Source organism: Candidatus Hydrogenedentota bacterium, assembly GCA_019637335.1.
Taxonomy (GTDB): Bacteria; Hydrogenedentota; Hydrogenedentia; order Hydrogenedentales; family JAEUWI01; genus JAEUWI01.
This window is the reverse complement of the sequence record JAHBVV010000016.1, coordinates 47,825-72,877: the sequence shown is the minus strand read 5'-3', so window position 1 is coordinate 72,877 and position 25,053 is coordinate 47,825. Positions and strand designations below refer to the sequence as shown.

Below are 25,053 nucleotides of genomic sequence, written 5' to 3'. Positions count from 1 at the left end.
GGTCGTGGGGCGTTGCGTCAGCCGTTAGGGGGGTGAAATACCGCCCCTGACTGTTTGTGCGCTACTCGAATCTTGGCACGGGCAAGCCCTGGGGGGCTTGTCCGTGGCACGCCGTGCGGGTGGAGAGCTGGTGTGTGGGGTGTGTGGGGTGTGTGGAGCCGCTCGTGTGAGGTGGTGTTGGCGCTGGTGGGTTTGCGTTGCTCCTGGCACACGAACGCGCAAGAGCGCGATCGCGTGGCACGTGGGTTGATGTGCGGGCTTGTCCGTGGCACGCGGGGAGGGTGAAGGGCTGGAGCATGGGGTGTGGGGAGCGTGTGGAGCCGCTCGTGTGGGGTGGTGTTGGCAGTGGTGAGCTGGCGTTGCTCCGGGCACACGATTACGCCGGGAGCGCGATCGTGTGGCACGGGGCTGTTGGGATAGGCCTGAGGGGCCTGGGCAGGCTATGCGGCGGGAGCGGCGTCTGTTTCGGACGCTTCTTCCGGCGTGTCGGGGGCTTCCGCTTGGACGGGCGCCGGATCCGCTTCCGGCGCGGGCGCGGCATCGTCGCTATCGTCCACGGCGCCGGCGGCGATCCAGAGTCGGATCGTGTGGAGCATGTCTTCGGTAAGCGGGGGTTCGTCTTCGGGCATGCGGGGGTTATTGATACCGCGAATATACTTGACGATGGAGCTTTCGTCGGGCTGGCCGGGCACAACGCCGGGGCCGCCCTTCTTGCCGCCCTTCAGCATGTCCGCTACGGAGGTCATCAGAAACTCGCCATCGGGTTTCCTGCCCTTGTGGCAGTAAATGCACTGGTCGTCCAGAATGGGAAATACGTCGCGCTGGAAGCTGATGGCCTCGGCCTCTTCCCGGGAGATGGGGCGAATCGGGAGCCAGTCGGGGTTGTCGGCGGGCTGCGGCGCAGCATTTGCCTCCACAGCCGTTTCCGGCGCCGGGGCTTCGGTGTCGGGATCGGCGGGAGTTTCCGCGGCGGGTTCGGCAGGCGCAGGTTCGTCGGATGTTTCTGCGGCGGGTTCGGCAGGCGCAGGTTCGTCGGGAGTTTCCATAGCGGGATCCGCCGGCGTTTCCGCGGCGGGATCCGCCGGCACTTCGGGGGTAGGCTCGGGGGCGGTTTCGGTTTCGGGCGCGGGTTCAGGCGCGGGCTCCGGCTCCGGCGCGGGCTCTGGCGCGGTTTCGGTTTCGGGCGCGGGCTCCGGCGCGGTTTCGGTTTCGGGCGCTGGTTCAGGCGCTGGGGCCGGTTCGGGCATCGGCGCCGGTTCGGGCGTCGGCACCGGTTCGGGCGTCGGCGCCGGGGCCGGTTCGGGCGTCGGCGCCGGGGCGGGTTGGGACGCCGCGTGCATCATGGGGGTGCCGAGGCCGTGGGTATACACCAGCGTACCGCCCAGGTGGCCGGTCTGAATGACGAAGACGTTGGTCACGATGGCGCCGATGGCCGCAAGCAGGAGTCCGGCGATTCGCACGGAATCGATGCGAATGAGCGCGATCAGCAGAGCGGCCAGCGTGAATACGGCGCCATAGACGACATTTTCCGCATAGCTGGCATGGGCGGACACTTGATCCCAGATAGCGGCCGGCATTGAATTGGGCACCAGGTCACGGGCGCGCTCCCCGGTTTCAATGGCGACCCAGGCGGATCCGGCCACGACCAGGAATATCAGGGCGGCGATGGCCCGCACGATGTTGTTCCGGTGAAAGAGCGCGCTCAGAATGATGAGCAATAGCCCCAGGCCCGCGCCGGCGATAGGCATATGAACAGCGGCCGCGTGTAACATGGACGGGTTGGAAAATGTCTCGGCAAAATTCATGGAACTACCCTGTATGGAATTTCGGGAAAATCTGAGTAAAAACGGAAAAGTACCGTACCACAGCGGGGACCGGGAATTAAACTGGACGGTATCCCCTATTCGGATTCCTGCTCCCCACCTGTGATGTATCCCGCGAAACGCGAAATAGTTTCTCCGGTGGCGGTCTCGAGGGCGTGCCGGGCGGAATACAGCGCCACGCGGGCCAACGCCAACCGGGCCTGGGCCTCCACCAGGTCGCGCTGGGCCTGGTTCAGCCGGACGAGGCTGCCCTGCCCGGCGCGGAACTCTTTCTCGACGAGGGCGCGATTCTCTTCCACGTATTCGGCGGTGGTGCGTTGGAGCACGAGGGCCGCCCGGGCGGTTTCGAGATCGATGGCGCCCTGGCGCACCTCGCGCGCGACGTCCAGGCGGGTCTCCTCCAGGAGAAATTCCGCCTCGGCGAGCGTGTGGCGCGCCTCGGAAATGCTGGCCCGGTTCCGCCCGCCGGCAAAGAGGTTGTAGGAAACGTTCACGCCGACGGTTCCGGCGAAATCATCCCGATCGATACGCGAGTTTTCGGAGCGCTGGGCGTCCTGGGTCGCAAAGGCATTCACTTTCGGGTAGTACACGGATTTCCGCTCCCCCACCTGGGCGCGGAGCCGGGCGACCTGGAACAATCCCTGCTGGACATCGGGCCGTTGCGCCTCCGCGCTGGCGAGCAGGGTTTCCACGGGATCCAGCTCGAGGTATTCGACGGTTTCCTCCGGAAGCGGGGCAATGTCCACGGAGTCGCCCAGGGTCGCCTCGGGCAGCCCCATCAAGGCCGCCAGCGCCACGCGGGCCACCCGCTCCTGGCCCTCGGCTTGAATTCGGGCGGACTGGGCGGCGCGCAGGGCGACTTCGAAGTTGAGTACATCGCTCTTGGAGCCGGCCCCCCGCTCGCGCCTCGCGCGCGCCTCCGAAAGCAGGCGCTCGTTGAAGGCTTCGTCCGCGCGTGCAATGGCCACGTTCTCCCGGGCGAGCTGGACGCCATAATAGCTCTGGGCGACCGCATCGAGCACCAGGCGGGTAACTTCCCGGCGCGCGGCGTCGCTCTCCTGGCGGCCAAAACGGGCCATGGCGTTTGTATAGCGCCGGGAGAAGCCGTCAAACAGAATGTAGCTGGCGGTCAGGGTCGCCCGGTAATTCTCGATATCCTCATCAAAGGCGCCGCGGGCCTGGATTCCCGAGAACACGCCGGAGGCGGCGGAGAAGCCCAGCCCGGCCAGCCCGCCGCCCTGGTTGGGATTGAAGAGGAGCTGGGAGAGCCCCCCGGTCACGGACGATGAGATGGGGCCGAACAGGGCCTGATCCTTCGCGGGATTGACGGTGCTTGCCGGGAGATGGGTACGCGATGCCGTGTACTCCGCGTCGAGCCGAGGCAGGTAGAGCGACTGCGCCTGCCGAACGCGGGATCGCGCCTGGTCCACGCGGGCGGCGGCTGCGAAGAGGCTGGGATTCCGTTCGAGGGCGGTCCGCTGCGCGGCTTCCAGATCGAGCACGAGCGGGAGCGGCGCGCTCTCTTCCGTGTGGGTTTCCGGCACGCGGTCCGGTGTGGCGTCCTCCCTACAGGCTTCCGCCCCTTCCGCGGGGAACTCGGGGGCGGGGGCGGCCTCCGCGACTTCGGGTGCGACGTCGCCGGTCTCCGTGGCGGCGGCAGCCACAAGAAGCAACGGCGCGGTGGCGAGGGCGACACGCGTCACGGCCGGTATCAGGCGCCGAATCCAGCGCATTCCTACGTCGTTTGACGTCATTCGGGCTACCTCCTCACGCACGGGTCGCCTCCCCGAGCAAGGCGCCCGTCTCGGGATCTCCCGCGGCGTCGTCTTCGTGATCCGCCAGGTAGCGCGTGCGGGCCGGTTCCACTTCCTCCCGTGATGGCCACCGGCGCCGGAGAGTCCAGTACAGGAAACGGCGAAGGTCGTTCAGCACCAGCAGCAGGCACGGGATCAGAATGAGGGTCAGCAAGGTGGCGAAGGCGACACCGGCGGCAAGGGAGACGGCCATGGGCACCAGAAACTGGGCCTGGATATCCCGCTCCATAATCAGCGGCGTCAGGCCGCCGACGGTACTGATTGTGGTGAGGAACACGGCCCGGAACCGCCGCACCCCGCCCCGCCAGATGGCTTCGCGAATGGGCATGCCCCGGGCGACGAAGTTATTGATGCACTCGATGAGCACAATGGCGTCGTTCACGACGACTCCGGAGAGGGCGACCATCCCGAACATGCTCATCATCGAGAGATTGTATCCGAGAAGGAGGTGGCCGAGAATGGCGCCGATGATGCCGAAGGGGACGGTGATCATGATGATCATGGGTTGGATGTAGGAGCGGAAGATGGTGGCGATGATGATATAGATGCCGATGAGGGCCACGGGGAACGATATGGCCAGGCTGCCCAGGGACTCCTGGGATTTCCGCTTTTCTCCCTGGAAGTCGACGACGAGCCCCGGAAACTTGGACTTCAGATCGGGAAAATAACCGGATTCCATGTCCGCGATGATGCTATCGGTGTTCGCTTTGGAAGTGTCGACTTCGGCGGTAACGGCGATGCGGCGCATGCCGTCGGTACGCTTGATATCGGTCAGCCCGGCGCCGTATTCGATGTCCGCCACGGAATGCAGGGGCACTTCATATCCCTGGGGCGTGCGGATGCGGCGCTGCGCCAGCTCGGCAATCTGGCTGCGCTCCTCGCGCGTGTATCGGACGCGCACGCGTATATCGTCGCGGCCGCGCTGCAGCCGGAAGGCCTCTTCGCCGAAGTAGCCGGCATACACCTGGCGCGCCAGGTCGGCCACGGTAATTCCCAGGGTGCGCGCCTCCGGTTTGAGCGAGAATTTCAGTTCGTTCTTTCCGGGCCGGTAGTCGTCCTGAATCTGGTAGACGCCATCGTAGGTTGCGAGTTCGCTTTTCAGGTCGCCGGCGGCGGCGCGGAGCAACTCTAGATTGTGTCCCTGCAGCCACACTTCGATGGCGGCTCCGGGGGGGCCGGTCTCCATGCCGGAGATGGAGAGCGAAATGACTCCGGGGATGGCGCCGGCCTCGGCCTCCCAGTCCGCCGCAAGCTTCTCGAAGAAAACGCCGCGGCTCTGGGATTCGAGCAGTTCCACGCGAACCGCGCCGAGGTTGTTTCCGTATCGCGGGGGCCCCTCTTCGATGAGAGAGCCCACGAGGGAGAAGGTGTTTTTTATGAGTGGCTCGCCGGTGAGTGTGGGTTCGCGCGCGGCGATGCGTTTGAGCGCATCTTCCAGTTGCACGACGGCGCCTTGCGTGACGCGTATCGGCGTGCCGTCGGGAAACTCGACGCTCGCGGTGAGGATATCCGAGTCGATGCTTGGGAAGACCTCGAACTGGATGATGCCACCACTCACGATACCGACGGCGAGAAGCATGATGGTGACGGCGGCGGCCAGGGAGACGTAGCGCCAGCGCAGCGATGCGCGAATAAAGGGGCCGTAGACGTACTCCATGAACCACTCGAGCCACGCATTGGTGTGGCGGTGTACGTGGAGGAATGACTCGCGGCGCGTCTTGTCGGCGGGATCCGGGAGATTGTTGAGGTGCGCCGGCAACAGCACGAGGCATTCGACGAGGGAAATGAGCAGACAGGAGATCACCACGACGGGCACGATGGCGATGAACTTTCCCATGATGCCGCCGACGAAGGCGAGCGGGATGAAGGCGACGATGGTTGTGGTTACCGCGCCGATAACGGGCAGCGCAACCTCGCGCGCGCCGTCGATGGCGGCGTTCATCCGGGAGGCGCCCCGCTTTCGGGCGACATAGATCGATTCGCCCACGACGATGGCGTCGTCCACGATGATGCCGAGCACCATGATGAGTGCAAAAAGGGAGATCATGTTGAGGGTGGCGTCGAGCGCCCACATAATCCCCAGGGCGCCGGTGATGCTGATGGGCATGCCCATTCCGGCCCAGAAGCTCAGGCGGAGATCGAGAAAGAGCCAGAGTGCGACAAACACAATGACCAATCCGATCGCGCCATTGCGCAGCAGCAATGAAATGCGCTCCTGGAGCATAATGCTCGTATCGTTCCAGATGGCCATTTCAAGCCCTGCGGGCAGCGCGGCCTTCTGGGTTCCGACCCAGTCCTTGACCGCGCCCGCAATGGCCAGCGCGTCTTCCTCCTGGGTCTTCAGCACGGCGACGGTGATCGCGGGCTTCCCGTTGAGGCGCGAAACCAGGCTCTCGTCAACGAATCCATCGTCAATGGTGGCGATCCGGTCGAGGGTCACGATTTCGCCGCGCGGGCCGGCCAGCACGACGATGCGGGCCAACTCCTCGCCGGTGTACTTGCGGCCAATGGTGCGCAGCCGGATGTCCTCGCCCTGGGTGCGAACGACGCCGCCGGACAGATTGAGGCTGCTCTGCCGCACCGCCTGGGAAACCTGGGCGAAGGTCAGGCCATACTCGCGAAGGCGTTTCTCGGAGACCTCGATGCCGATTTCGTAATCGCGCGCGCCGATGATCTGCACCTGGCTGACCGGCGGCAGGAGCTGTACCGATTCCTTGACGCGCTCCGCCCATTCTTTCAGCTGGCGTTCGTCCAGATTGTCGCCGGCCAGGGAGATCATGAGCACTTCGGTGCGCAGGAGGACTTCCTCGGTGACGGGCTTTTCCGCTTCGAGTGGAAATGTCGATATCGCCTCGACGTCGTTGCGGACCTTCTCCTTCACGACGGCTGTGTCGAAACGTTCGTCCACCTCGATCAGGACCGATCCGCCGTTCTCGCGGGAGGTCGACGTATACGTCTTGATCCCCTCAATGCCCTCGATGGCTTCCTCGATTTTTCGGCATATCCCCTCCTCCACCTCCTCCGGATCCGCGCCGGGCCAGGGGACAGTCACCACGATATAGTCGAGACTGAACTCGGGGAAGGTCTCCCGGACCATGTTTTTGGCCGACATGTACCCGACGACAAAGAAAAACAGCAGGAGGATATTCGCGAACACCGTATTCCGGGTGAAGGCGGCGAGCAGGGCTCTCATGATGCCGCATCCGGGTTCCGGTCCACCGCCAGGAGGTGATTGGGCAGCGGGTTCACGAGGCGGGTTGTGATAACTTCGGCGCCCGGCTCCAGGCCGCCGCGAACGAAGGTCTCCTCGCCCTGGCTCCGGATCACTTCGACGGGCAGGATCGCGAGCCGATTGTCCCGCGAGACGAAGACGTTCCCCTCGAAGCTCACGGCCCAGCGCGGCAGGCGGTACACCTGATGCATCGTCCTGCCCGGGATGTCGACCCGGCAGAACATCCCCTCCACCAGCGGCAGCCCGCCCTCTCCGCCGCGCGCGGCCTCTTGCGACACGCGAACCGCGACGTTCACGGTGCGGGTGGCGGGGTCGAAGGTCTCCACGCGGTGCACCACGCCCTCCCAATGCTGGGCGCCCGGCGATTCCGTCCAGCGAACGGCGCACGTGACGGGTTTCAGGCTCCCGAACCAGGCTCCGGGCGTTTCGCTGTTATCCGCGTCGAAAATCAGCCAATCGCGCACATCACGGCTATCGAGGGACACCGAGATTTCGAGGATTCTGTCGTCGGCCAGGGTCAGCACGGGCGCGCCGGGGGTGACATACTGGCCCGCCTCCAGGGCGACGGATTTGACGCGAGCGTCGAAGTCCGCCCGAAACTCGGTGCGCTCCAGATTGACGTCCGCGAGCGCGAGTTGGGCGCGGGCGGCTTCCAGGCCGCTTCGTGCTTCCTGAATCCGCACCGGGTACAGGGCGACCGCCTGCGCGAGCTGATCGCGGGCGTCGGCGGTCTGATTCAAGGTCATTTCCGCCTGGTTGACGGCAGATTGCGTCCCGACTTCGTCCTCCTCATAGAGGGCTTTCACGCGCTCGAATTCCTGCGCCATGAGGTTCTGGTTTCGTTCGAGGGTGGCGAGACGATCCTGGTCAATGCGGTACTGCCGTTCGAGGCGCTCGATGGTTTTCTCGGTCTGCGCGACCTGCGCCAGGGCCTGATCGCGCGCGGCCTGGTAGTTCCGCTGGTCGATACGGAAAAGGAGCTCGCCGGCGGGAATTCGTTCGCCCACTTCAAGGCGGGGGTGAATTTCGACGACAACTCCTGGAATTTCGGGGGAGACAGGCACAACATTTAGCGCCCGTGCCTCGCCCAAGCCCGACACGATGACGGGGACATCTTCCGGTACGGCGGCGAGCACTTCGACGGGGAGCACGGGCTCGGCGGCGGTAGCCTCGGCGGGCGCTTTTTTGAGATTGGACAGGCCGGCCATCCCCAGGACGCCGGCGGCCAGAATGGCGAGTGTGAGGGTAATGCGGAGCCAGAGCGAACCTTCTTTGCCATTGATGGCGAGCGGCGCGCCCTCCGAATCCGATTGCGGGCTTCGGCTCTTATCCTTCTCCGCGCTGTGTTCCACCGTCATCCCACCACATTCCTTGTTGCCCCATGGCCTGGCGCCGAGATAGGCTCGAACTGCAATCGCCTGACACCCGCAAGTTCCGGAGGACATACCGGACCCAGCCCGCGCATTCAGATCCCTCGGTGTGCACGATCACCGCCGCCCAACTTCCACCCAAGCCTCCGAGGCCGTGACATCGCATCCCGGCATTGACGGCGGCAGGCTCGCGAACACACGGATGGCGACGGAAACCAGCTTGATGGAGCCCGTTGGACCACGCCATTGTAGTCATTGGCCGTTTTTGGAATCAAACACCATGGAGGTTGGACACTACCCGGCGAGATGGGCGTTGATCGGGCGAAGCGCCGCCCCAACTTGAACCGCCACCAGCCCGACAGGTATTTTTTCACCGGCGGCTCCTCGTCGGGCGCCGCCGACACCCTCCGGAGTTCAATCGTTCGTGAAAAAGTGGCTTATCGTTGTACTTGTACTTGTCGGTGTCCTTGGCGCCGCCGCCCTGGTGGCGGGCTTCCGCCTGAACCAGCAATACGGCTGGCTTCCGGCCGAACCCGTGAGCCATGCGACCCTGGCGACGGCGGACACGCGCTTTCGCCTGTATGCCAATACCCTCCGGCTGGGCGAGGATCTGACACGTTACTTCCCGGCGGATCTTCCGAAGCCGGCGTGGCTTCCCTGGGATCTCCCCGCCCTGCTTCCGCGTGTGGCGCCGCGTGAGGTCGCCGTGCTGGGCGGCTCCGATTTCCGGGAGGGCCGATTCAATTTGACGCTGTTTGTCAATGAACAACGCGGGGGGCCGGCGCTTCCGTATTACCTGAACACGCGGACGCGGTTCCGGCAAGCGATCGAGGCGATCGCGTGGGACGATCCGGGCTTCAGCCTCAGCCAGCGGGGCGTCTTAACGGCCCGGGGCCACCTGGAACTACCGCCGGCGCTCGAGGAAGAAGTCCGCGCGACGTGGCAAGCGGACCCGCCCGCGGAACTCCTGGCGCTCTCCGGGGGACATATGGCGGAAGGAGTCATCGATAACCGGAACGGGGACATCCTGGCGATCCTGGGCGCGCTGGCCCCGATATGGAACACCAACCTCGACCTGATGCGACAGACCCAACAGGGCCAGCTGCTGTTCCCGCTGCTGCCAGGCGTTCGTGATGTACGCTTCGCCGTGGACTTTAAGGATCAGGACACCCTGGTGATCCAGGTGCGAATTCACGCCGACCCCGATGAGGGCAGGCAACTGGAATTCATTGCGGGCATGGGCCTGACGATGTTGACGCGGGATCTCCAGGTTCGTTACGGCCTGGTGTTAACGACGGAGAAAGCCTGGCGGCCTGAAGAGGAAACGTACGTCGTCGACGCGACTGTGGCCGGGGTCGAAGCCAAGCTGAAAGATTACTTCCAGCGCATGTTCCCCGCAACGCCCGCCGCCGCGCCCCAAGCCGCCGAGTAATCGCGGCTGCGCCTACGCCAGCGGTGTTCTCCCCTGCATGGCATGCGAAAGCGTGGCGTCGTCGGCGAATTCCAGCCCGCCCCCCATGGGCACCCCGTGGGCGATGCGGCTGGCGGCGATCCCGAGTTGCCGCAGTTGGCGGGACAGGTAAAGCGCGGTGGCCTCGCCTTCGGCCGTGGCGTTGGTCGCGACGATGACTTCGCGCACCTCGCCGGATTTGAGCCGGGCGAACAAGCGGTCGAGACACAATTCCGCCGGGCCGATGCCTTCGAGGGGATTCAGCACGCCGTGCAGCACGTGGTACCGCCCCCGATAGCCGCCGCCTTTTTCGATGGCCATGGCGCCCGCGGGCTGCTCCACAACGCAAACCAGGCCCGCGTCGCGGCGATCATCGGCGCAGATGGAACAGGGGTCGCTTTCCGTGAGGTTCCGGCAGACGGAGCAGGTGGTAATGCGCTCGCGAGCCTCACGAATGGCCTCGCTGAGGCGCATGGCGTCTTCGTGGGGCGCGCTCAGAAGGTGGAGCGCCATGCGCTCGGCGGATCGCTTGCCGACACCGGGCAGACGCCGAAAGGCCTCCACCAACCGCTCGACCGCGGGTGAATTCAGCAGCATGGAAGGGCTATTCCAGACGGTTGGCGACGCCGGCGCGGATCTCTTCGCGAACCGCCTGCCATTCCTGGAGCACGGCCTCGCGGGAGAGGATATCCAGCCGGTCGGGGAACAAGACGCCTTCGAGGTGATCGTACTCGTGCTGCAAAATGCGGGCGAGGAAATCGCGGGCCTCAAACTGAATCGGGGAACCGGTCTCATCAAAACCGCGCACCTGCACATAGGTGGCGCGGGGCACGCGGCTTGAATATACGCGGGGCAGGCTCAGACAACCTTCTTCTCCCTCTTCGCGGCCTTCCATCGCGACGAATTCGGGATTGATCAGGCACCCAGGCTCGCCGCCGGGCTCCTGATAGACGAAAATTCGCTTCGCAAGCCCGATTTGGGGACCGGCCAGGCCCACGCCATCGTAGGCATGCATCGTCTCGAGCATATCGCTGGCGAGGCCAAGCAACTCCGGACCGAAGGTCTCGATCGGGGTGGATTTACGGGTGAGCGGATCATCCGGGTAAAGAACAACATTCAGCACAGCCATGCTTTATTCTCCTCGGTCTAGAATAGCACATGGCGGCGGTGGCCGCCAATTCACGCGAAGGCGCAGAGACGCAAAGGAGCTGGCCTGGGCTTCACGCGTTCCTTAAGCGACTGGTAACACTTTAGCGGCCTGAAGTTGAATAGCAGTTTAACCACGAATGGACACGAATAGACACGAATAAGAAACCGAGATTCGATTCATGAAGCCGGCCCTTACCCAGGCCCTCAGCCAGGCATCCAAGCAACGAGAAACCTGATTGGCCGCGGCGAACATGATCAACTCTTTCGCCGAAAATAATTCTTCTCTTCATAGGTTCAAAGGGGATAAAAGGCGGACCTATTACCATTCCATCTTTGAACCGGGTCAATAGTCTCTCTTATTCGTGTGAATTCGTGTTAATTCGTGGTTGAAAATCTTCTTTGCTTCAGACGGCCAAACTGTTACAGCGATTGAACCACGAATGCACACGAATTCACCGGGAGCAGGGGCTGGCCGCGATCAGGATTCTTGACCACGGATGTCACGGATAGAAAACCGTTCCGGAGATTGAGGCCTGGCGGTGGCGGCGGGCAATTTTCGACGTGGCCTGTTCGGATTGTTCAGCATCGGATTTGTAGCGGGATCCACCGGGCGCCGGGCCGCCCGCAACGCGCCGGAGGCGCGAGTCTGCTAATCAGCGGTAGTCCGGCTCCAATTGTCTCGCCGATCAAGTGTGCCGATATTGCAAGTACGCCATGCACCTCCGGTGCATTGCAGGCGGGGACGCCCTCCTGCGGCGCGTCTTCGACCTTCGCTCCCAGCCTTGCGCGCTCTCGTCGTAGTATCGCGGCATGACAAGAATGGGCTGGCGCTACTTCATACGGCTAAAGTATTACGAAAAAGCAAGAAGTTGACGGATGGTGATACAGAACCACCTCTGCCGGCGATCACGGAGGGGTTCACGACGAAGGGCGCGACGCGGGGAAACTTGCGAGGCAGCGGCTACGAACGGATGGTCTTGGTGAGCTGCTCCACCATCTGCCGCGCGGCGGGCGACTCCCGCACTTCCTCGGACACTTTCTCGCAGGCGTAGAGCACGGTCGTGTGATCCTTGCCGCCGAAGGCGTCGCCCACATCGCTCAGGGACAGGCTCGGGATGAGCTCCTTGCAGAGGTACATCGCGAGCTGGCGCGGCTTGACGATCTGACGTTGGCGGCTGCGACCGTGGAGGTCGGCAATGCGCACGTCGAAGTGATCGGCGACGGCGCGCTGGACCTGCTCAATGGTCACCGGCTTGATCTTCTCGGAGCCGATGAGATCGCGGAGTACTTCCTCGACCATGGCGATCGATATTTTTTCCTCGGTCAGGCGGCTGTAGGCGAGCACGGTGATGAGCGCGCCCTCCAGTTCCCTGATATTCGTGGTGATGTAGGTCGCAATGTAGCGCATCACGTCGTCGGGAATGCTGAGGTTCTCTTCCTGCGCCTTGCGCTGCAGGATAGCCACCCGGGTTTCGAGATCCGGCGGCTGGATATCGGTCACCAGGCCCCACTCAAAACGGGAGATCAGGCGCTCTTCGATCCCGCGCATTTCCTTCGGGCTGCGGTCGCTGGAGAGCACGATCTGCTTGTGCATATCGAAGAGCACATTGAAGGTATGGAAAAACTCCTCCTGCGTGGCTTCTTTGCCCGCAATAAACTGGATATCGTCGATCAGCAGCACGTCCACTTTCCGATACTTCGCGCGGAATTGCTGGGTCGATTTTTCGGCGATGCTCTGAATGAGCTGGTTTGTGAAGTGCTCGGACGAGATGAACACACAGCGCAGATCGGGCTGCTTTGACAGGAGGAACTGCCCGATGCCCTGCATGAGGTGGGTCTTGCCGAGCCCGGTTCCGCCATAGAGAAAGAGCGGGTTGTAGGCGCGGCCGGGCGACTCCGCCACCGCGCGCGCGGCGGCGTGGGCGAAGCGGTTTCCTGAACCGATCACGAAGCGATCAAACGTATAGCGCGGGTTAAAGCCATTGTAGCTGCGGCCGTTGCGCACGGGACGGCGAGACGCCGCCGCGCGAGAGGCCGCCACGGCGGGCGCGGCCTGCATCGGCCTGGGCAACCGGACTTCCGGCGATTCCGGCGCCGGTTCCGGCCGCGGTATGAAATCGACGGACTGAAAGTCGGGCATCACCTTGCGGAGCGAGTCGCACACGGCGTCCATGTAGTGGTCGCGAAGCCAGTCGGCGAAGAACTGGCTGGGAACACCGACGAGCAACTGCCCGTTCGCACAGGACTCGAATCGGGTCTGAGCGAACCAGTTCTTGTAACTGTATTCATCCAGCGCGTCTTGCAGGTGCTTCTGCGCCAGCTGCCATGGATTCACATCACTCTTTGCGGCCATTCTCACTCCCGTCCAACCGTCACAACTACCAGGTCAATTCTCGCTTCCGCGCCCAGGCATTGGCACAACAATAGTTATGCCGTTATCATTAACAATTTCACACCACGGGCAGTACCCCGACCATCCCGAAACCGTGTTTTCCACCGGTTTTCCACCGGTTCCCAACAGGTTATCCACACCCTCATTTCAGCCTTTAAAATCAAGGCTTTTAAGCGATCAGGGCCTTGAGTTTGCACCACGGGGCGCGCCCGTGTCAAGCCTCTTCCTAAGTAGTTCATCGGCAGCGGGTTTCACGCGCTGCCAATACGCCTCCAGCTCCTCGGAACTGCATTCGCGGATGGCCTTGCCTTCCGCGTCCAGTGCTTTGCGAAGCGCCTCGAAGCGGTTTTCGAAGCGCGCGGTGGCGCCGAGCAGGACGTCTCGGGGGCTTGCATCCAGAAAGCGGGCTAAATTGACGGCAACAAGCAGCAGATCGCCCAATTCCCGTCTCGCGTGTTCGAGGTCGCCCGCTTCGAGGGCCTCCCGGATCTCACGCGCCTCCTCCTCCACCTTATCCAGGACGCCCGCTGCCGCGTCCCAATCGAAGCCTTGCGCGGAGGCCGCCGCCTGAACGCGCATGGACTCCATCAGGGCATCCGTGACGTCAGGAAAACGGTTCATAATCTTGCAGACTCCGGCCGCCGAGCAGGCACACTTCTCCCGGGACGTATACTGTAGTTCTTGCGTTGATACACGCACTCCAACCCGAAACCGGGCTGCGGGACCAGCCCTCCCAACGGCACCTGGCCGCGATTCCCGGTACGGAGGGTCAGTATAGCATCCGTTCCCGAGCAACGCAAGCGCAAAATGAAAACGCCAGCAAAAACGGGGCTTTTCGCGGCCTTTGGGGCGCACGACCGCAAATGGCGGGTTGGCCCGCCAATGGGAATGCACGCGGGGACTGTGTTACGATTCCGCTTTGCCCGGGGCTGCCGCGGGTCAATTCACCAGCGTGGCGGCTCTCCCGTCTCGACCAGAATAAAGGCGTATTATGACCCTACCCCGTATCGGCATCACGATGGGCGATGTCAACGGCATCGGCCCGGAGCTTGTGGCGAAGCTCTTCGCCCGGCGCGATCCGGTTTCCCTTTGCGCGCCTGTTGTCATTGGCTCCGGGCGCGCCCTGCGCAGCGTGGCGGAACTTGCCCCGGGCATGCCTCCCGTACATTTGCTTCCCTCGCTGGACGCTCCGGCGCCTTCCGGTTGTATTCCGGTGTGGGACGCCGGCGCGCCGGGCCCCGAAGTTGAGTTTGGTCAGCTCAATCCGGCGGCGGGGGCGAGCGCGGTGGCGTGGATCGAAGCGGCGGTGGACGCATGCGTCTCGGGAGGTCTGGACGCAATGGTCACCTGCCCCATCAGCAAGGAGTGCATCTATCTTGCGGGCTGCCCCTATACCGGACACACGGAACTGGTGGCCGATCGCTCCGGCGCTCCGGATTACCGTATGTGCCTGTTCGCCGGAGACATGCGCATCGTACATATCACGGGCCATCTTTCGCTTCGGGACGCGATCGAGCACGTGCGCCACGACCGGATCGTGCGATCGGTCGAGATCGGTCGTGATGCGCTGGTGCGCCTGGGCGTTGCGTCACCGCGGATCGGGGTGGCCGGCTTGAACCCGCATGCCGGAGAGGCGGGCGCCTTTGGGCGCGAGGAGATCGAAGAGATCGCGCCGGCCGTCGCGACGTGCCGCGCGGCCGGCATCGATTGCAGCGGGCCGTACCCGCCCGACACGGTATTCCGCGCCATGCGCGAGGGCGCGCTGGATCTTGTCGTGGCCATGTACCACGATCAGGGTCATATTCCGCTGAAACTCATTGCCATGGACGAGGGCGTAAACATTACGCTGGGCATCCCTATCGTGCGCACCTCGGTGGATCACGGGACCGCATTCGACATTGCCGGGCGCGGCCTCGCCCGGGAGGACAGCCTCTTGTCGGCGATCCAGCTCGCCGCGCGCCTCGGAGGGCGGCGATGATGGCGCACCGATGGAAACGCGCCCTCCTGATGCTTTCGCTGCTGCCGGCGACGCTTGCCAGCGGCCAGATGCGGGCTCGCCTTTTACCCGGCCAGGTGGGCCCGAACCCATCGGCTATCGTGGCGGTAGACATCAATGGCGACGGCTGGCCCGAAATCATAACGGCGGATCGGGGGCAGTTGGGCGATCTTCGCGAGGAGCGGCCCGCCAATGATGAACTTTCCCTGCTGCTCGCGCGCGGCGACCTGCGCTACGAGAAGCACCACCCTTCGCTGAAGACGGATTTCGGCCCTTATGCGATCGCGGTGGCGAATATTGACGCGCACAAGTGGCCCGACATCCTGGTGGCAAGTTTCCACGCGACGCGCAGGCGCGATCTCAGCCTGTTCCTGAACTTGCATGACGAGGGGATTTTCAAGCCGGAATATTTCGAAGTGCCGCAGGAAGGGATCGGATACGAGCGCCAGGTCGATGGGGACGGACTGCCCGTATTCCACCGCCCGGGACTCACGTCGGTGGCCGTGGGCGATGTAAACCGCGATGGCCTCCGCGACGCCGTCGCGGCGGGCTGGAGCAGCGACGTGGTGGTCTATTTCCCCGGCCATGCGGAGAAGTACTTTGCGGAGCCCGTGCTGATACCGGTTCCCGGCGGTCCCTTCTCTATTGCGCTGGCGGACCTGAACCACGACGGCCACCTGGACTTCGCGGTTACGCTGATGGCGACCAACGAGGTTTCGGTCTGGCAAGGGGACGGGACGGGCGGATTCAAGGAGGCGGACCGTTTTTCGAGCCGGGGGCTCCTTCCCCACCGGCTTGAGGTGGCCGACATCAACCAGGACGGCCAGAAGGATCTGGTGGTCTCGCACAAGCATGTGGACGATACCATCGTCATATTCTATGGCAGCGGACGCCTCTCCTTCCGGGTCTCCCAGGAGATCATGCTGGGCACGGACCGGAACGTGATGGAAAAGAACATCCAGGATATTGCCGTGGGGGATTTCAATGGCGACGGTTTTCCGGACATTGCGGCGGCCTGCTTTGCTTCCGGCGAAGTGATGGTGCTTACGGCGGACAATAGCAAGAACAAGGCGTTCCTGGAGTTCAACCGGAAGTCCTACACCTTTAAGGACGGCCAGCCCCGGGCCCTTTGCGCCGCCGACCTCAATCTGAATGGCAAGACGGACCTGGCCGTCGCGCTGTGGGGCCTCAACTCCGTGGGGCTCCTGCTGAGCGAGTAGCGGTGCGAATCAGGGCGCCTCGGACGGCCGCAGTTGCATAATGGCCTTACGCAGCCCGGCCAGATTCGCGCCGTTCAGCGGCTCGCCGCCAAATCGGACGGCATTGTATAGTTCCAGCACTTGAAGCGCCTCGGCGGGCGCGCCCCAGCGATCCGTGCGCAGTTCGCGGCCGATATCCTCAGCGGTTCTCCCCGCGCAGGACACGCCGAAATGCTGGAGCCGCCGGCGCAGCAGCAGATACAGACGCACCAGGCGGATCTGGTCGGCGGTCAACTGCAAACCGCGCGGAACTCGGACCCACGGCACGCGAAGCAGGGTGACGAACCCGCCGGCAATCAGCAGCGCAACGGCGGTAAGCGACACAAGTACGCCGGCCCACGATGCCGAGCCAGCGGAGCGCGAGGCGGACGATTCCGCGCCGCCCCGAAATACGCCTGCGATCCCGAGCGTGAAATTGCGGAGTCGTTCGATCTGCGCGCCCCGATCAAATCCGACGACTTCCTGGAACCAGAACATTTTGGATTTCAAGATTGCGCGGGACACCAGCAATTTCATGCGGTCCATTCCGCTGAGCTCGACGTCGTCGCCCTGGGGCGAGGGGTCGAATTTGATCCAGCCGTAGCCCGGAAACCAGACTTCCACCCAGAGGTGCGCCATGTTGGCGCGGATGGTGTAGGTTTGGTCGGAGTCGTTCCATTCGCCGCCGCGAAAACCGCTCACGACGCGCGCTGGCACGCCAATACTCCGCACCATGAGTGCCATCGCGGTCGCGAAGAGTTCGCAATGGCCCATGCGCGACTGATGGAGAAAGGCGTCTATCACGGGGCCTGATTCGACCTCCGGCACATTCAGCGTGTAGAGGAACTGCGGCCCGCTGAGGAATTCTTCAATAGCGCGGACTTTGTCGTAGAGCGTGTCGTGGGGATCGGTAAGCTGCGCGGCAAGCTGGCGGGAGGGATCGGTCAGATTCTGATCCGTCAACAATTGGTAGTCCCCGGCGCCCACGCCGTCAAAGACCATGGGGGCTGAGCGCAGGTCCTGGGGATCCGGCTCGCCGGGTTCGGACCAGACCTCGTAGTTCAAGCGCCGCGAGCCCACCTTGTTCAGGCGAACCGTATAGTCGCGATTGTTGCTCCACATGAGCTCCACGCCGCGAATGTCCTGGTCGACTTCGACACGTTGCACGAGATCGAGTGCGGGCACGCCCATATGGGGCACTTCGTCCATGTAGATGGACTGGTAGACGAGCTTCGCGCCGGTCCGCATGTTTCTCTCGACGCCATGGGCGCCCTGGTCGGGTCTCCGGTTGTTGGAGAGCGCGCGAATCCCCGGATCGAGTAGCATTACATCGTCGCTGCTCCATCGGCTCCCTTCGTACACGTTCAGCGTCGTGACGCGCCAGTAAAGCCAGTCCTCATTCGCCAGCTGGCCGCCGGGTTCCTGCGGAAATCGAACCATCATGACCGGCGTGTCGTCCTGCGTGATCATCCCGCTGGCATCAAGATCTATGGAGTCGCTGAGGCCGGTGGTCTCGATCACGGTCTCTCCACGCCCGAGGATCCCGGCCTCCATGCGGGGCGTAAGGACGAAGGTAGCGGCCGTAATGAGCATGACGGCGAGGGTGAGGAGTCCGGCCATGGCGGGCACGGCGCGCCTGTGCCCCGCGGCGGTTCCGGCGCGGCCTTGCCTCGCCAGGTAGTCCAGCGAAACGTACTCCACCATAACGTGCTTTTCGAGCCCCTCTTCCTCGACGACGATGCGGAGCATCACGTTGGCCCATACCGCGCTGATGAGGAAGAGCAGCATGACGAAGCCGATGAAAGGTTCGGGGGACTGCACGCATGCCGCCAGCAGCAGGAATAGCGACATGAGGTAGAGGTGGTAATAATTCCGGACGTTTTTCTTGTGAACCAGCGTGTAGCACTGAATGTAAATGGCCAGCGTAACGACCGCGGGCAGGAGATGCATGTTGATGAGGGTCAGCGGCAGAAAGCAGAAGTATGCGATGGTGATCGCGCGCGTAAGGACGCTATAGGAAGGGTAGCGCTGGTCGAGCCGTTCCCCGTAGGTGGCGAGGGACAGAAACAGGAGCGGAATGAGAAGGATGGCCGGGCCGATGGCGCTCACGGAAGCGAGGGCGAGGTAACCGGCGGTGACGAGGCTTGCGGTCGCCCATTTCAAGTAGGTTCGGTGTTCGCTAACCATGGACCAGTTCCCTGGGATCGAGCACTTTCCCATGCCCCGTCTGCGTACCCCACAGTTCGGGGTCGGGCGAGGCGTACACCACCATGGAGTCGAGCGTCTCCAGGGCGTCAATCTTTTCCTGGAAAGGCTTCGCCCCGTCGGTTGGGCCGACCCGCGCGAGCATGCGAAGCACCTTGCGTTCATGGGCTTTTCCATCGCCGCCGGGAAGAAAATCGTCTGGTGTAATGATGGAGACCTCGTGCCGGCGGCGAAGCAGCATGATGGCCACCGACGCCACCGTCTCCACGGTTTCCTCGAAGCGCTCGTCGAAGTTGTCGAGCGATGGGTTGTAGGTGGTGTCCAGCGCCAGGATTACGAGGCGGGAGTTGTATCGCGCAAGCTCCCGAACAATCCATTTGCCCATGCGGGCGCTCACGCGCCAGACGATCCGGCGAATGTCGTCTCCGACGACGTATTCGCGCAAGGCGTAGAACTCGTCGCCGTCGTCCGCGCCTTGCGTGGCCGTATGGGAGCTGCTGGGAACGCGATCGAGCGCATTGGCGCGCACGTTGTGCACGCGCGGGTATACGAGGACTTCCGCTCCGTCGCGGTGTATGTAGCAGCCCTCCACCAGCCCGAAGGGAAAACCGCATACGAGCCGGTACGCGGGCAATTTGTGCACGCCGCGGCGGGTAAACACCTCCTCCACCGCGACCCGGGCGGCTTCGCCGGGCGGCACGCGAAGGATGTAGGCGACGGGCGCTGGCTCGGATCCGAGGCGCTCCACACGCACCGATACCAGCGGCCACCACCGGCGCTTGTTTTCGAGCCGCACGTGAACCTGGAACGGTTGATTGCGGTAGGCCGCTCGCGGCGCGTTCCGGTAGAGCTCTACGTTCTTGAGCGCCACCGACGCGAGCAGGAAGGAGAGGGCGAGGAAGCTTACGAGGCCGCCGAGGACGAGATAGAGCAGGTTGAATGCGGTATTCCATGCGGCCAGGAGGACGGGCAGCAGGATAAATACAAACCACCAGCCCGGGGCGCATACCCGTATATATCGCTTCTTGTTAACCTGCTTTCCAAACATCATACCGGCACTTCGGTCCGCTTGAGGATTTCCCGAATCACGCGGGCGCGTTCCTGCGCGGCCATGGAGAGATCCGCGCCGCGCGACTTGACGAGGAGGCGGTGGCTCAGCACGGGGACCGCCATTTCCTTTACGTCCCCGGGGGTCACATAATCGCGCCCCTCCACCAGGGCGCGGGCCTGGCAGATTTCATAGTAGGCCAGCGATCCTCGGGGGCTGGCGCCCAGCTGCACCTGCTCGTGGGTGCGGGTGCCCTCGACGATCGCGAGCATGAAACGCGCGACGGAATCGTCCACGATCACCTCGCCCACCTTGTCCTGAAGCTCCAGGACGTCCTCGACGGTGAGCACGGGTTCCAGGTCTTGTATGAACCGGTGTGGATTGCGCCGCCGCATAATGCGTATTTCGTCGGCGGGCGGCGGGTAACCCATTTCGACGCGGATGGAGAAACGGTCCAGCTGGGACTCTGGCAGGATGTAGGTGCCCTCGTATTCGATGGGGTTTTGAGTGGCCATGACCATGAAGGGCTGCGGCAGGACATGGGTCTTGCCATCGATGGAAACCTGGTTTTCGCTCATGGCTTCCAGGAGCGCGCTCTGGGTTTTCGGGGGGGTCCGGTTCACCTCATCGGCGAGCACGATACTGGCGAATATCGGCCCCTTACGAAATTCGAACGAATTCGATTTTGGCTCCAGCATGGAGACGCCGAGAATATCGGAAGGGAGCATGTCGCTGGTGAACTGGATCCGGTTGAACGAGCAATCGAGCGACTTGGCGATGCTTTGTGCGATGGTCGTCTTGCCGATGCCGGGCACGTCCTCAATGAGCACGTGCCCGCGCGCAAGGAGGCCGATGACGCAGAGCTTAACCACGTCGTGCTTGCCGTAGACCACCTGTTCGATGTTGTCCAGTAGCTGCTGAATCTTCGCTGCGATCTGCGCGTCCATGCTCTCTCCGTTGGATGTGTTGGTATTTCGGAACCGCTTCGGGCGGTCCCGCTCGCCCGACTATTCTACAGCCATCGCTCAAACCAGTCGTCGGCCATGTCCAGGGTCTCAAAGGTCATCTGATCCCCATCGTCATGCATGAAATGTTCGATGGCGCGGGGCGCGCCCACGAACTTGTACAAACGTTCCACCTGCGCGACCGCCTCCGCGCAGCTTTCGGGATTGGCCTGGCCCGACCCGCCGATCGCGGTGATCGCGAGGACGGCGCTGGGCGCCGCCAGGGCGAGCACATGCTCCCAGTCGAAAGGGTATTCCCCGGACTCCGCGGCGGACTTGAGCCCGGGCAGGAACTTGAACCATCGATCCACGCCCGAATCCGTCGAAAAGCGTGTAAACCCGCAGCTGGCGACGCAACACTGCACGCGCCCGTCGAGCGCGGCGAGCAGCAGGGCGTTCGTTCCTCCGATGCCGTGGCCGATGACGCCGATACGGGCGGGGTCGACCAGGCGTTCCCGTTCCAGAACGTCGAGCGCGCGGGCGTGATCGTCGAGCATCTTCCCGAGCAGCGAGACCTGGGGGTGATCGGCGTAGAACAGGCTCGGGTCCCAGGCTTGGAGGCGGCTGGATACACGTTCGCCCGCGGTAATGCAGTCCGGCGCGAGGGTAATATATCCCCGTTCGGCGTAGTGGGTGGCAAACGCCATTCTCCCGTTACCCTCCAGTCCGGCGGGTTCGTTCTTGCCCTGCCGGCACTCCTGGTGACAACACAAGACAGCCGGCATCTCCTCCCGTTCGTTCGGAACAAACAGCCACGCGGAGATCCGCGTCCATTCATCCACGAAGTAATTCACGCGCTTACGTACGTAATTCGGAAAATCGTCTTCGTCCACCACGTTGAGCTGCAAATCCGTTGTATTGGACGCTCGCTGCCCGATCACATCCTTCACCGCCTCCAGTATCTCCTTGCGCGCCCGCGACCACTCGGCCGCGTCCTTGAGCGCTGTGAGGTCTACCATCGTACTCATTCTCCAAACGAAAGGCCACGCCCGGAGTACGTTGTAACCGATGGTAGCGCCGCGCTGCAACTGATCGGCGCGCCCGGAGAATCGCTTCGCCCCGGGCGCGGGGTGTGTTCGCGACCGGGACAGGGAGTATATTCCCCGATCCCTTCGGTTTGTGTCATCCACTCCCACCCTACTAACCGCCGGGCGGGTTTGGCTATAATGCGGCCCATGCAGAACCCCGACGACCTTCCCGACATGCCAACGCAAGCCCGCTACGACGCCCTGAAGGCGGATATCGAGCGGCATTCCCGGCTTTACTATGTCGAGGCGCGGCCGGAGATCAGCGACGCGGAATTTGACGCACTGCTTCGGGAGCTGGAAGCCCTGGAGAACCGCTGGCCGGTCCTGCGCACCCCCGACTCCCCTTCCCAGCGGGTGGGCGGGGCGCCCCTGGACCACTTTGAGACGGTGGCGCACCGGGTTCCCATGCTTTCGATCGACAATACGTACAGCGAGGCGGAATTGCGCGAATTTGACGGGCGGGTGCGCCAGCGCCTCGAGGGCGAGGCCCCGGCGTACGTAGTGGAGCTCAAGCTCGACGGGGTGGCCATCGCCCTGCGTTATGAAAACGGCGCCTTCCGGCAGGCGATCACCCGGGGCGACGGCAGCCAGGGCGACGACATTACGCAAAACGCGCGGACGATCCGATCCCTGCCGCTGCGCCTGAGCGAAGACGCCCCCGCAACGATGGAGGTTCGCGGGGAAGTCTTCATGACGCGGGCGGAACTGGAGCGCTTGAACGAGATTCGGGAGGCTGCGGGCGAGGAGCCCTACCGGAACCCGCGAAACACGACGGCGGGCACGCTGAAGCTGCTCGACTCGCGGGAGGTGGCCCGGCGGCGGCTGTCGATCTGCCTGTACGACATCGTCCCGGATGATAACGCGCCCGCGACGCGGCACGCGGAGACTCTGGCGCGCCTTGCGGCGTATGGATTTCCCGTGAACCCGCATTACACACGTTGCGATGATATCGAGGGCGTTATCGCGGCGTGCGACGCCTGGGCGCAGCGCCGCTTTGAACTGGACTACGAAATCGACGGCATGGTGGTCAAGGTGGACGATCCGGAGCACCGGCGCCACCTGGGGTTCCGATCCAAGTCGCCGCGCTGGGCCATCGCCTACAAATTCCCCGCCGAGACCGCACGCACGAAACTGAACGCCATTTCGGTACAGGTAGGCAAATCCGGGGCGCTGACGCCGGTGGCGGAGCTCGACCCTGTGCCGCTGGCGGGGACCGTTGTGAAGCGGGCCTCCCTGTACAACTTCGAAGATCTGGCCAAGAAGGATCTGCGCGTGGGCGACACGGTGGAGGTCCAGAAGGCCGGCGAGATAATCCCCCAGGTATTGCGGTATATTCCCGAATTGCGGCCGGACGACAGCACACCGTTTCCCGTGCCGGCGGCGTGCCCCGTCTGCGAATCCGAGGTCCACAAGGACCCGGACGACGCCGTGTTGCGGTGCGTCAACCTGGCCTGTCCCGCCCAACTGAAGGAACGGCTCGCCCATTTCGCCAGCCGCCAGGCGATGGATATCGAGGGGCTCGGGCCGGCGATCGTGGAGCAGTTGGTTCAACGCGGGCTGGTCCAGGGCCCCGCCGATCTCTACGCGCTGGACGCGGAGACCGTCGAGGGCCTTGATCGGATGGGTAAGAAATCGTCCGCAAACCTGGTCGCGGCGATTGAAGCCAGCAAGGGGCGCGGCCTCCGATATCTTTTACATGCGCTGGGCATCCGGCATGTCGGCAGCACCATCGCCGATATTCTGGCGCGGACGTTTGGCGCGATAGACGACCTCATGGCCGCGTCCGTGGAAGACCTGAAGGCGGTCAACGAGATCGGCGATGTGGTGGCGCAGAGCATCGTGGACTTTTTCGAGGTCCCCGAGAACCAGGCCTTGATTGCGCGGCTTCGCGAAAGCGGCGTCCGTCTCGACGCGGACCGCGCCGCCGAAGTAACGGAGAACCCGCGCATCACCGGGAGGACCTTCGTGGTCACCGGCAAACTCTCGCAATATACGCGGGACGAAATCCACGAAATAATTCAGGCGCTGGGTGGGAAAGCGTCGGGCAGCATCAGCAAGAAGACGGACTACCTGATTGCGGGGGAAAACGCCGGATCCAAGATGGAGAAAGCCGCCAAACTGGGCGTGCCGGTCCTGGACGAAGACGGGTTCCGGGCGCTGTTGGAGGGCGGGGAATGAGCGACCGCGTGGTGCCCTGCCCCGAGATCCTGGACCGCGACACCGGGAAAGGCGTGTGGGAGACTCTCCGGAAATCGCCCATCGCGCCAGGGTCCACGGTCGTCATCGACCTGTCCAGGACCCGCGACATGGACACACTGGGCGGGGCCTGGCTCGTCAAGATGGCGGCGCATATTCACGCGCGGGAGGCGGAAATCCGGCTGGACGGCCAGGCGGGGCACGTGGCGGAGCTCGTGGAGCTGGTGCAGCCGGCGCTGGAGCCCGGCGCGATGGCGGCTCCGCCGCGCGTAGGCTTTTTTGAGAACTTCGGCGGCAACGCCATCACGTGGTATACCGAATTCCTGGCCTTTCTGGACCTGTGCATTGACGCGGTCTACTGGACGGTGGTCGCCCCCCTGGAGGGCCGGGGCTTCCGCTGGAACATCTTCATCGACGAGATGCATGAAATGGGCGTGCGCGCGGTCGGCATCGTGTGCCTGATGAACTTTCTGCTCGGACTGATCATCGCGATGCTGATGGCAAAACAGGCGGAGGCCTACGGTATCACCATTTTCGTGGCCGACATCATCATGATCGGCTTTGCGCGCGAGCTCGCCGCAATCATGACCGCCGTAGTTGTTTCGGCGAGGACGGGCGCGGCGATCGCCGCCGAGATAGCCACGATGAAGGTGCAGGAGGAGATCGACGCGCTCCGCGGCATGGGGCTTAACGTAAGCCAGTTTCTGGTCGCGCCCAAGCTGCTGGCGCTGCTGATTGTGCTTCCCTGTCTGGTCGCGCTGGGCATGGTGTCGGGTATTCTGGGCGGGTCCGTCTGGGGAATTTTCGTGCTCGGATTCCAGCCCTCGGTCTGGTTCAACCAGACACTCAACTCGGCCTACATGGAGGATCTGTTTCAGGGTTTCCTCAAGACCGTGATCTTCTCGATTGGCATCGTGCTAATCGGGTGCCACAACGGCTTCCGGGTCAGCGGCGGCTCCCGCGGCGTCGGGCTGATGACGACGCGGGCCGTGGTGATGGATATCTTCATGCTGATTACGTGTGATATCATCTTCGCGGCGATATTTTATTATGTGCTCGCATGACGCCGCCCGGCGCGTCTCGCGGCATACGGCAGACGAATCCAGGC

The 25,053-nt window shown here is 63.6% G+C and carries 17 protein-coding genes; 5 read left to right on the top strand and 12 right to left on the bottom strand.

What is annotated here, in order from left to right; translation table 11 throughout:
* Nucleotides 1-440: 440 nt before the first annotated feature.
* From KF886_16765 to KF886_16750, 4 genes are all read right to left on the bottom strand, one after another.
* Nucleotides 441-1,805, bottom strand: a complete 1,365-nt coding sequence (locus KF886_16765) for a hypothetical protein (protein ID MBX3179009.1) — start codon at nt 1,803-1,805, stop codon at nt 441-443.
* A 95-nt stretch (nt 1,806-1,900) separates the two neighbouring features.
* Nucleotides 1,901-3,577, bottom strand: coding sequence for a TolC family protein (locus tag KF886_16760; protein ID MBX3179008.1), 1,677 nt, complete (start codon nt 3,575-3,577; stop codon nt 1,901-1,903).
* A gap of 13 nt (nt 3,578-3,590) precedes the next feature.
* Entirely contained in the window at nt 3,591-6,830 is a 3,240-nt protein-coding gene (locus KF886_16755; GenBank protein ID MBX3179007.1) for an efflux RND transporter permease subunit, read from the bottom strand.
* Nucleotides 6,827-8,227, bottom strand: coding sequence for a biotin/lipoyl-binding protein (locus KF886_16750; protein ID MBX3179006.1), 1,401 nt, complete (start codon nt 8,225-8,227; stop codon nt 6,827-6,829). Before KF886_16750 ends, KF886_16755 begins: the two co-directional genes overlap by 4 nt.
* 436 nt (nt 8,228-8,663) lie before the next feature.
* Between KF886_16750 and KF886_16745 the strand changes: the two genes are divergently transcribed.
* Nucleotides 8,664-9,671 (top strand): hypothetical protein, encoded by a 1,008-nt coding sequence (locus tag KF886_16745; protein ID MBX3179005.1) that lies wholly within the window; start codon nt 8,664-8,666, stop codon nt 9,669-9,671.
* A gap of 12 nt (nt 9,672-9,683) precedes the next feature.
* Here KF886_16745 and recR read toward each other — a convergent pair whose 3' ends face one another.
* The 4 genes from recR to KF886_16725 all read right to left on the bottom strand — a co-directional run bounded on the left by recR (nt 9,684) and on the right by KF886_16725 (nt 13,851).
* Nucleotides 9,684-10,286 (bottom strand): recombination mediator RecR, encoded by a 603-nt coding sequence (gene recR, locus KF886_16740; protein MBX3179004.1) that lies wholly within the window; start codon nt 10,284-10,286, stop codon nt 9,684-9,686.
* Between the two features lie 7 nt (nt 10,287-10,293).
* Nucleotides 10,294-10,818, bottom strand: coding sequence for a peptide deformylase (def, locus tag KF886_16735; protein MBX3179003.1), 525 nt, complete (start codon nt 10,816-10,818; stop codon nt 10,294-10,296).
* A gap of 981 nt (nt 10,819-11,799) precedes the next feature.
* A complete protein-coding gene (gene dnaA, locus KF886_16730; GenBank protein MBX3179002.1) occupies nt 11,800-13,191 on the bottom strand; it encodes a chromosomal replication initiator protein DnaA in 1,392 nt (463 codons plus the stop codon).
* Nucleotides 13,192-13,407: 216 nt separating this feature from the next.
* On the bottom strand, nt 13,408-13,851 hold the full coding sequence (locus KF886_16725; GenBank protein ID MBX3179001.1) for a hypothetical protein: 444 nt from the start codon (nt 13,849-13,851) through the stop codon (nt 13,408-13,410).
* A gap of 370 nt (nt 13,852-14,221) precedes the next feature.
* Between KF886_16725 and pdxA the strand changes: the two genes are divergently transcribed.
* Nucleotides 14,222-15,208, top strand: coding sequence for a 4-hydroxythreonine-4-phosphate dehydrogenase PdxA (gene pdxA, locus KF886_16720; GenBank protein MBX3179000.1), 987 nt, complete (start codon nt 14,222-14,224; stop codon nt 15,206-15,208).
* A complete protein-coding gene (locus tag KF886_16715; GenBank protein MBX3178999.1) occupies nt 15,205-16,446 on the top strand; it encodes a VCBS repeat-containing protein in 1,242 nt (413 codons plus the stop codon). The genes pdxA and KF886_16715 overlap by 4 nt, the downstream gene beginning before the upstream one ends.
* A gap of 9 nt (nt 16,447-16,455) precedes the next feature.
* Here KF886_16715 and KF886_16710 read toward each other — a convergent pair whose 3' ends face one another.
* From KF886_16710 to KF886_16695, 4 genes are all read right to left on the bottom strand, one after another.
* Entirely contained in the window at nt 16,456-18,651 is a 2,196-nt protein-coding gene (locus KF886_16710; GenBank protein MBX3178998.1) for a DUF3488 domain-containing protein, read from the bottom strand.
* Nucleotides 18,644-19,720 (bottom strand): DUF58 domain-containing protein, encoded by a 1,077-nt coding sequence (locus KF886_16705; GenBank protein ID MBX3178997.1) that lies wholly within the window; start codon nt 19,718-19,720, stop codon nt 18,644-18,646. Before KF886_16705 ends, KF886_16710 begins: the two co-directional genes overlap by 8 nt.
* Nucleotides 19,717-20,664: a MoxR family ATPase gene (locus tag KF886_16700; GenBank protein ID MBX3178996.1), complete on the bottom strand. Its 948-nt coding sequence runs from the start codon at nt 20,662-20,664 to the stop codon at nt 19,717-19,719. The genes KF886_16705 and KF886_16700 overlap by 4 nt, the downstream gene beginning before the upstream one ends.
* 65 nt (nt 20,665-20,729) lie before the next feature.
* On the bottom strand, nt 20,730-21,680 hold the full coding sequence (locus KF886_16695; protein ID MBX3178995.1) for a dienelactone hydrolase family protein: 951 nt from the start codon (nt 21,678-21,680) through the stop codon (nt 20,730-20,732).
* 243 nt (nt 21,681-21,923) lie between these two features.
* On the opposite strand from KF886_16695, the gene ligA reads away from it, so the two are divergent.
* The gene (gene ligA / locus KF886_16690; protein MBX3178994.1) at nt 21,924-23,927 is read left to right on the top strand and encodes an NAD-dependent DNA ligase LigA; all 2,004 of its coding nucleotides are present in this window, start codon (nt 21,924-21,926) and stop codon (nt 23,925-23,927) included.
* Complete coding sequence (locus tag KF886_16685; GenBank protein MBX3178993.1) at nt 23,924-25,009, top strand: ABC transporter permease; 1,086 nt, start codon at nt 23,924-23,926, stop codon at nt 25,007-25,009. Before ligA ends, KF886_16685 begins: the two co-directional genes overlap by 4 nt.
* Nucleotides 25,010-25,053: the final 44 nt, after the last annotated feature.

Excerpts from the sequence above, each read along its gene's own strand:
- dnaA (MBX3179002.1), bottom strand. The coding sequence starts at position 13,191 with ATGGCCGCAAAGAGTGATGTGAATCCATGGCAGCTGGCGCAGAAGCAC.
- KF886_16700 (MBX3178996.1), bottom strand. The coding sequence starts at position 20,664 with ATGGACGCGCAGATCGCAGCGAAGATTCAGCAGCTACTGGACAACATC.
- KF886_16750 (MBX3179006.1), bottom strand. The coding sequence starts at position 8,227 with ATGACGGTGGAACACAGCGCGGAGAAGGATAAGAGCCGAAGCCCGCAA.
- ligA (MBX3178994.1), top strand. The coding sequence starts at position 21,924 with ATGCCAACGCAAGCCCGCTACGACGCCCTGAAGGCGGATATCGAGCGG.
- def (MBX3179003.1), bottom strand. The coding sequence starts at position 10,818 with ATGGCTGTGCTGAATGTTGTTCTTTACCCGGATGATCCGCTCACCCGT.
- KF886_16705 (MBX3178997.1), bottom strand. The coding sequence starts at position 19,720 with ATGATGTTTGGAAAGCAGGTTAACAAGAAGCGATATATACGGGTATGC.
- KF886_16725 (MBX3179001.1), bottom strand. The coding sequence starts at position 13,851 with ATGAACCGTTTTCCTGACGTCACGGATGCCCTGATGGAGTCCATGCGC.
- KF886_16710 (MBX3178998.1), bottom strand. The coding sequence starts at position 18,651 with ATGGTTAGCGAACACCGAACCTACTTGAAATGGGCGACCGCAAGCCTC.
- KF886_16765 (MBX3179009.1), bottom strand. The coding sequence starts at position 1,805 with ATGAATTTTGCCGAGACATTTTCCAACCCGTCCATGTTACACGCGGCC.
- KF886_16715 (MBX3178999.1), top strand. The coding sequence starts at position 15,205 with ATGATGGCGCACCGATGGAAACGCGCCCTCCTGATGCTTTCGCTGCTG.
- KF886_16685 (MBX3178993.1), top strand. The coding sequence starts at position 23,924 with ATGAGCGACCGCGTGGTGCCCTGCCCCGAGATCCTGGACCGCGACACC.
- KF886_16755 (MBX3179007.1), bottom strand. The coding sequence starts at position 6,830 with ATGAGAGCCCTGCTCGCCGCCTTCACCCGGAATACGGTGTTCGCGAAT.
- pdxA (MBX3179000.1), top strand. The coding sequence starts at position 14,222 with ATGACCCTACCCCGTATCGGCATCACGATGGGCGATGTCAACGGCATC.
- recR (MBX3179004.1), bottom strand. The coding sequence starts at position 10,286 with ATGCTGCTGAATTCACCCGCGGTCGAGCGGTTGGTGGAGGCCTTTCGG.
- KF886_16695 (MBX3178995.1), bottom strand. The coding sequence starts at position 21,680 with ATGGTAGACCTCACAGCGCTCAAGGACGCGGCCGAGTGGTCGCGGGCG.
- KF886_16760 (MBX3179008.1), bottom strand. The coding sequence starts at position 3,577 with ATGACGTCAAACGACGTAGGAATGCGCTGGATTCGGCGCCTGATACCG.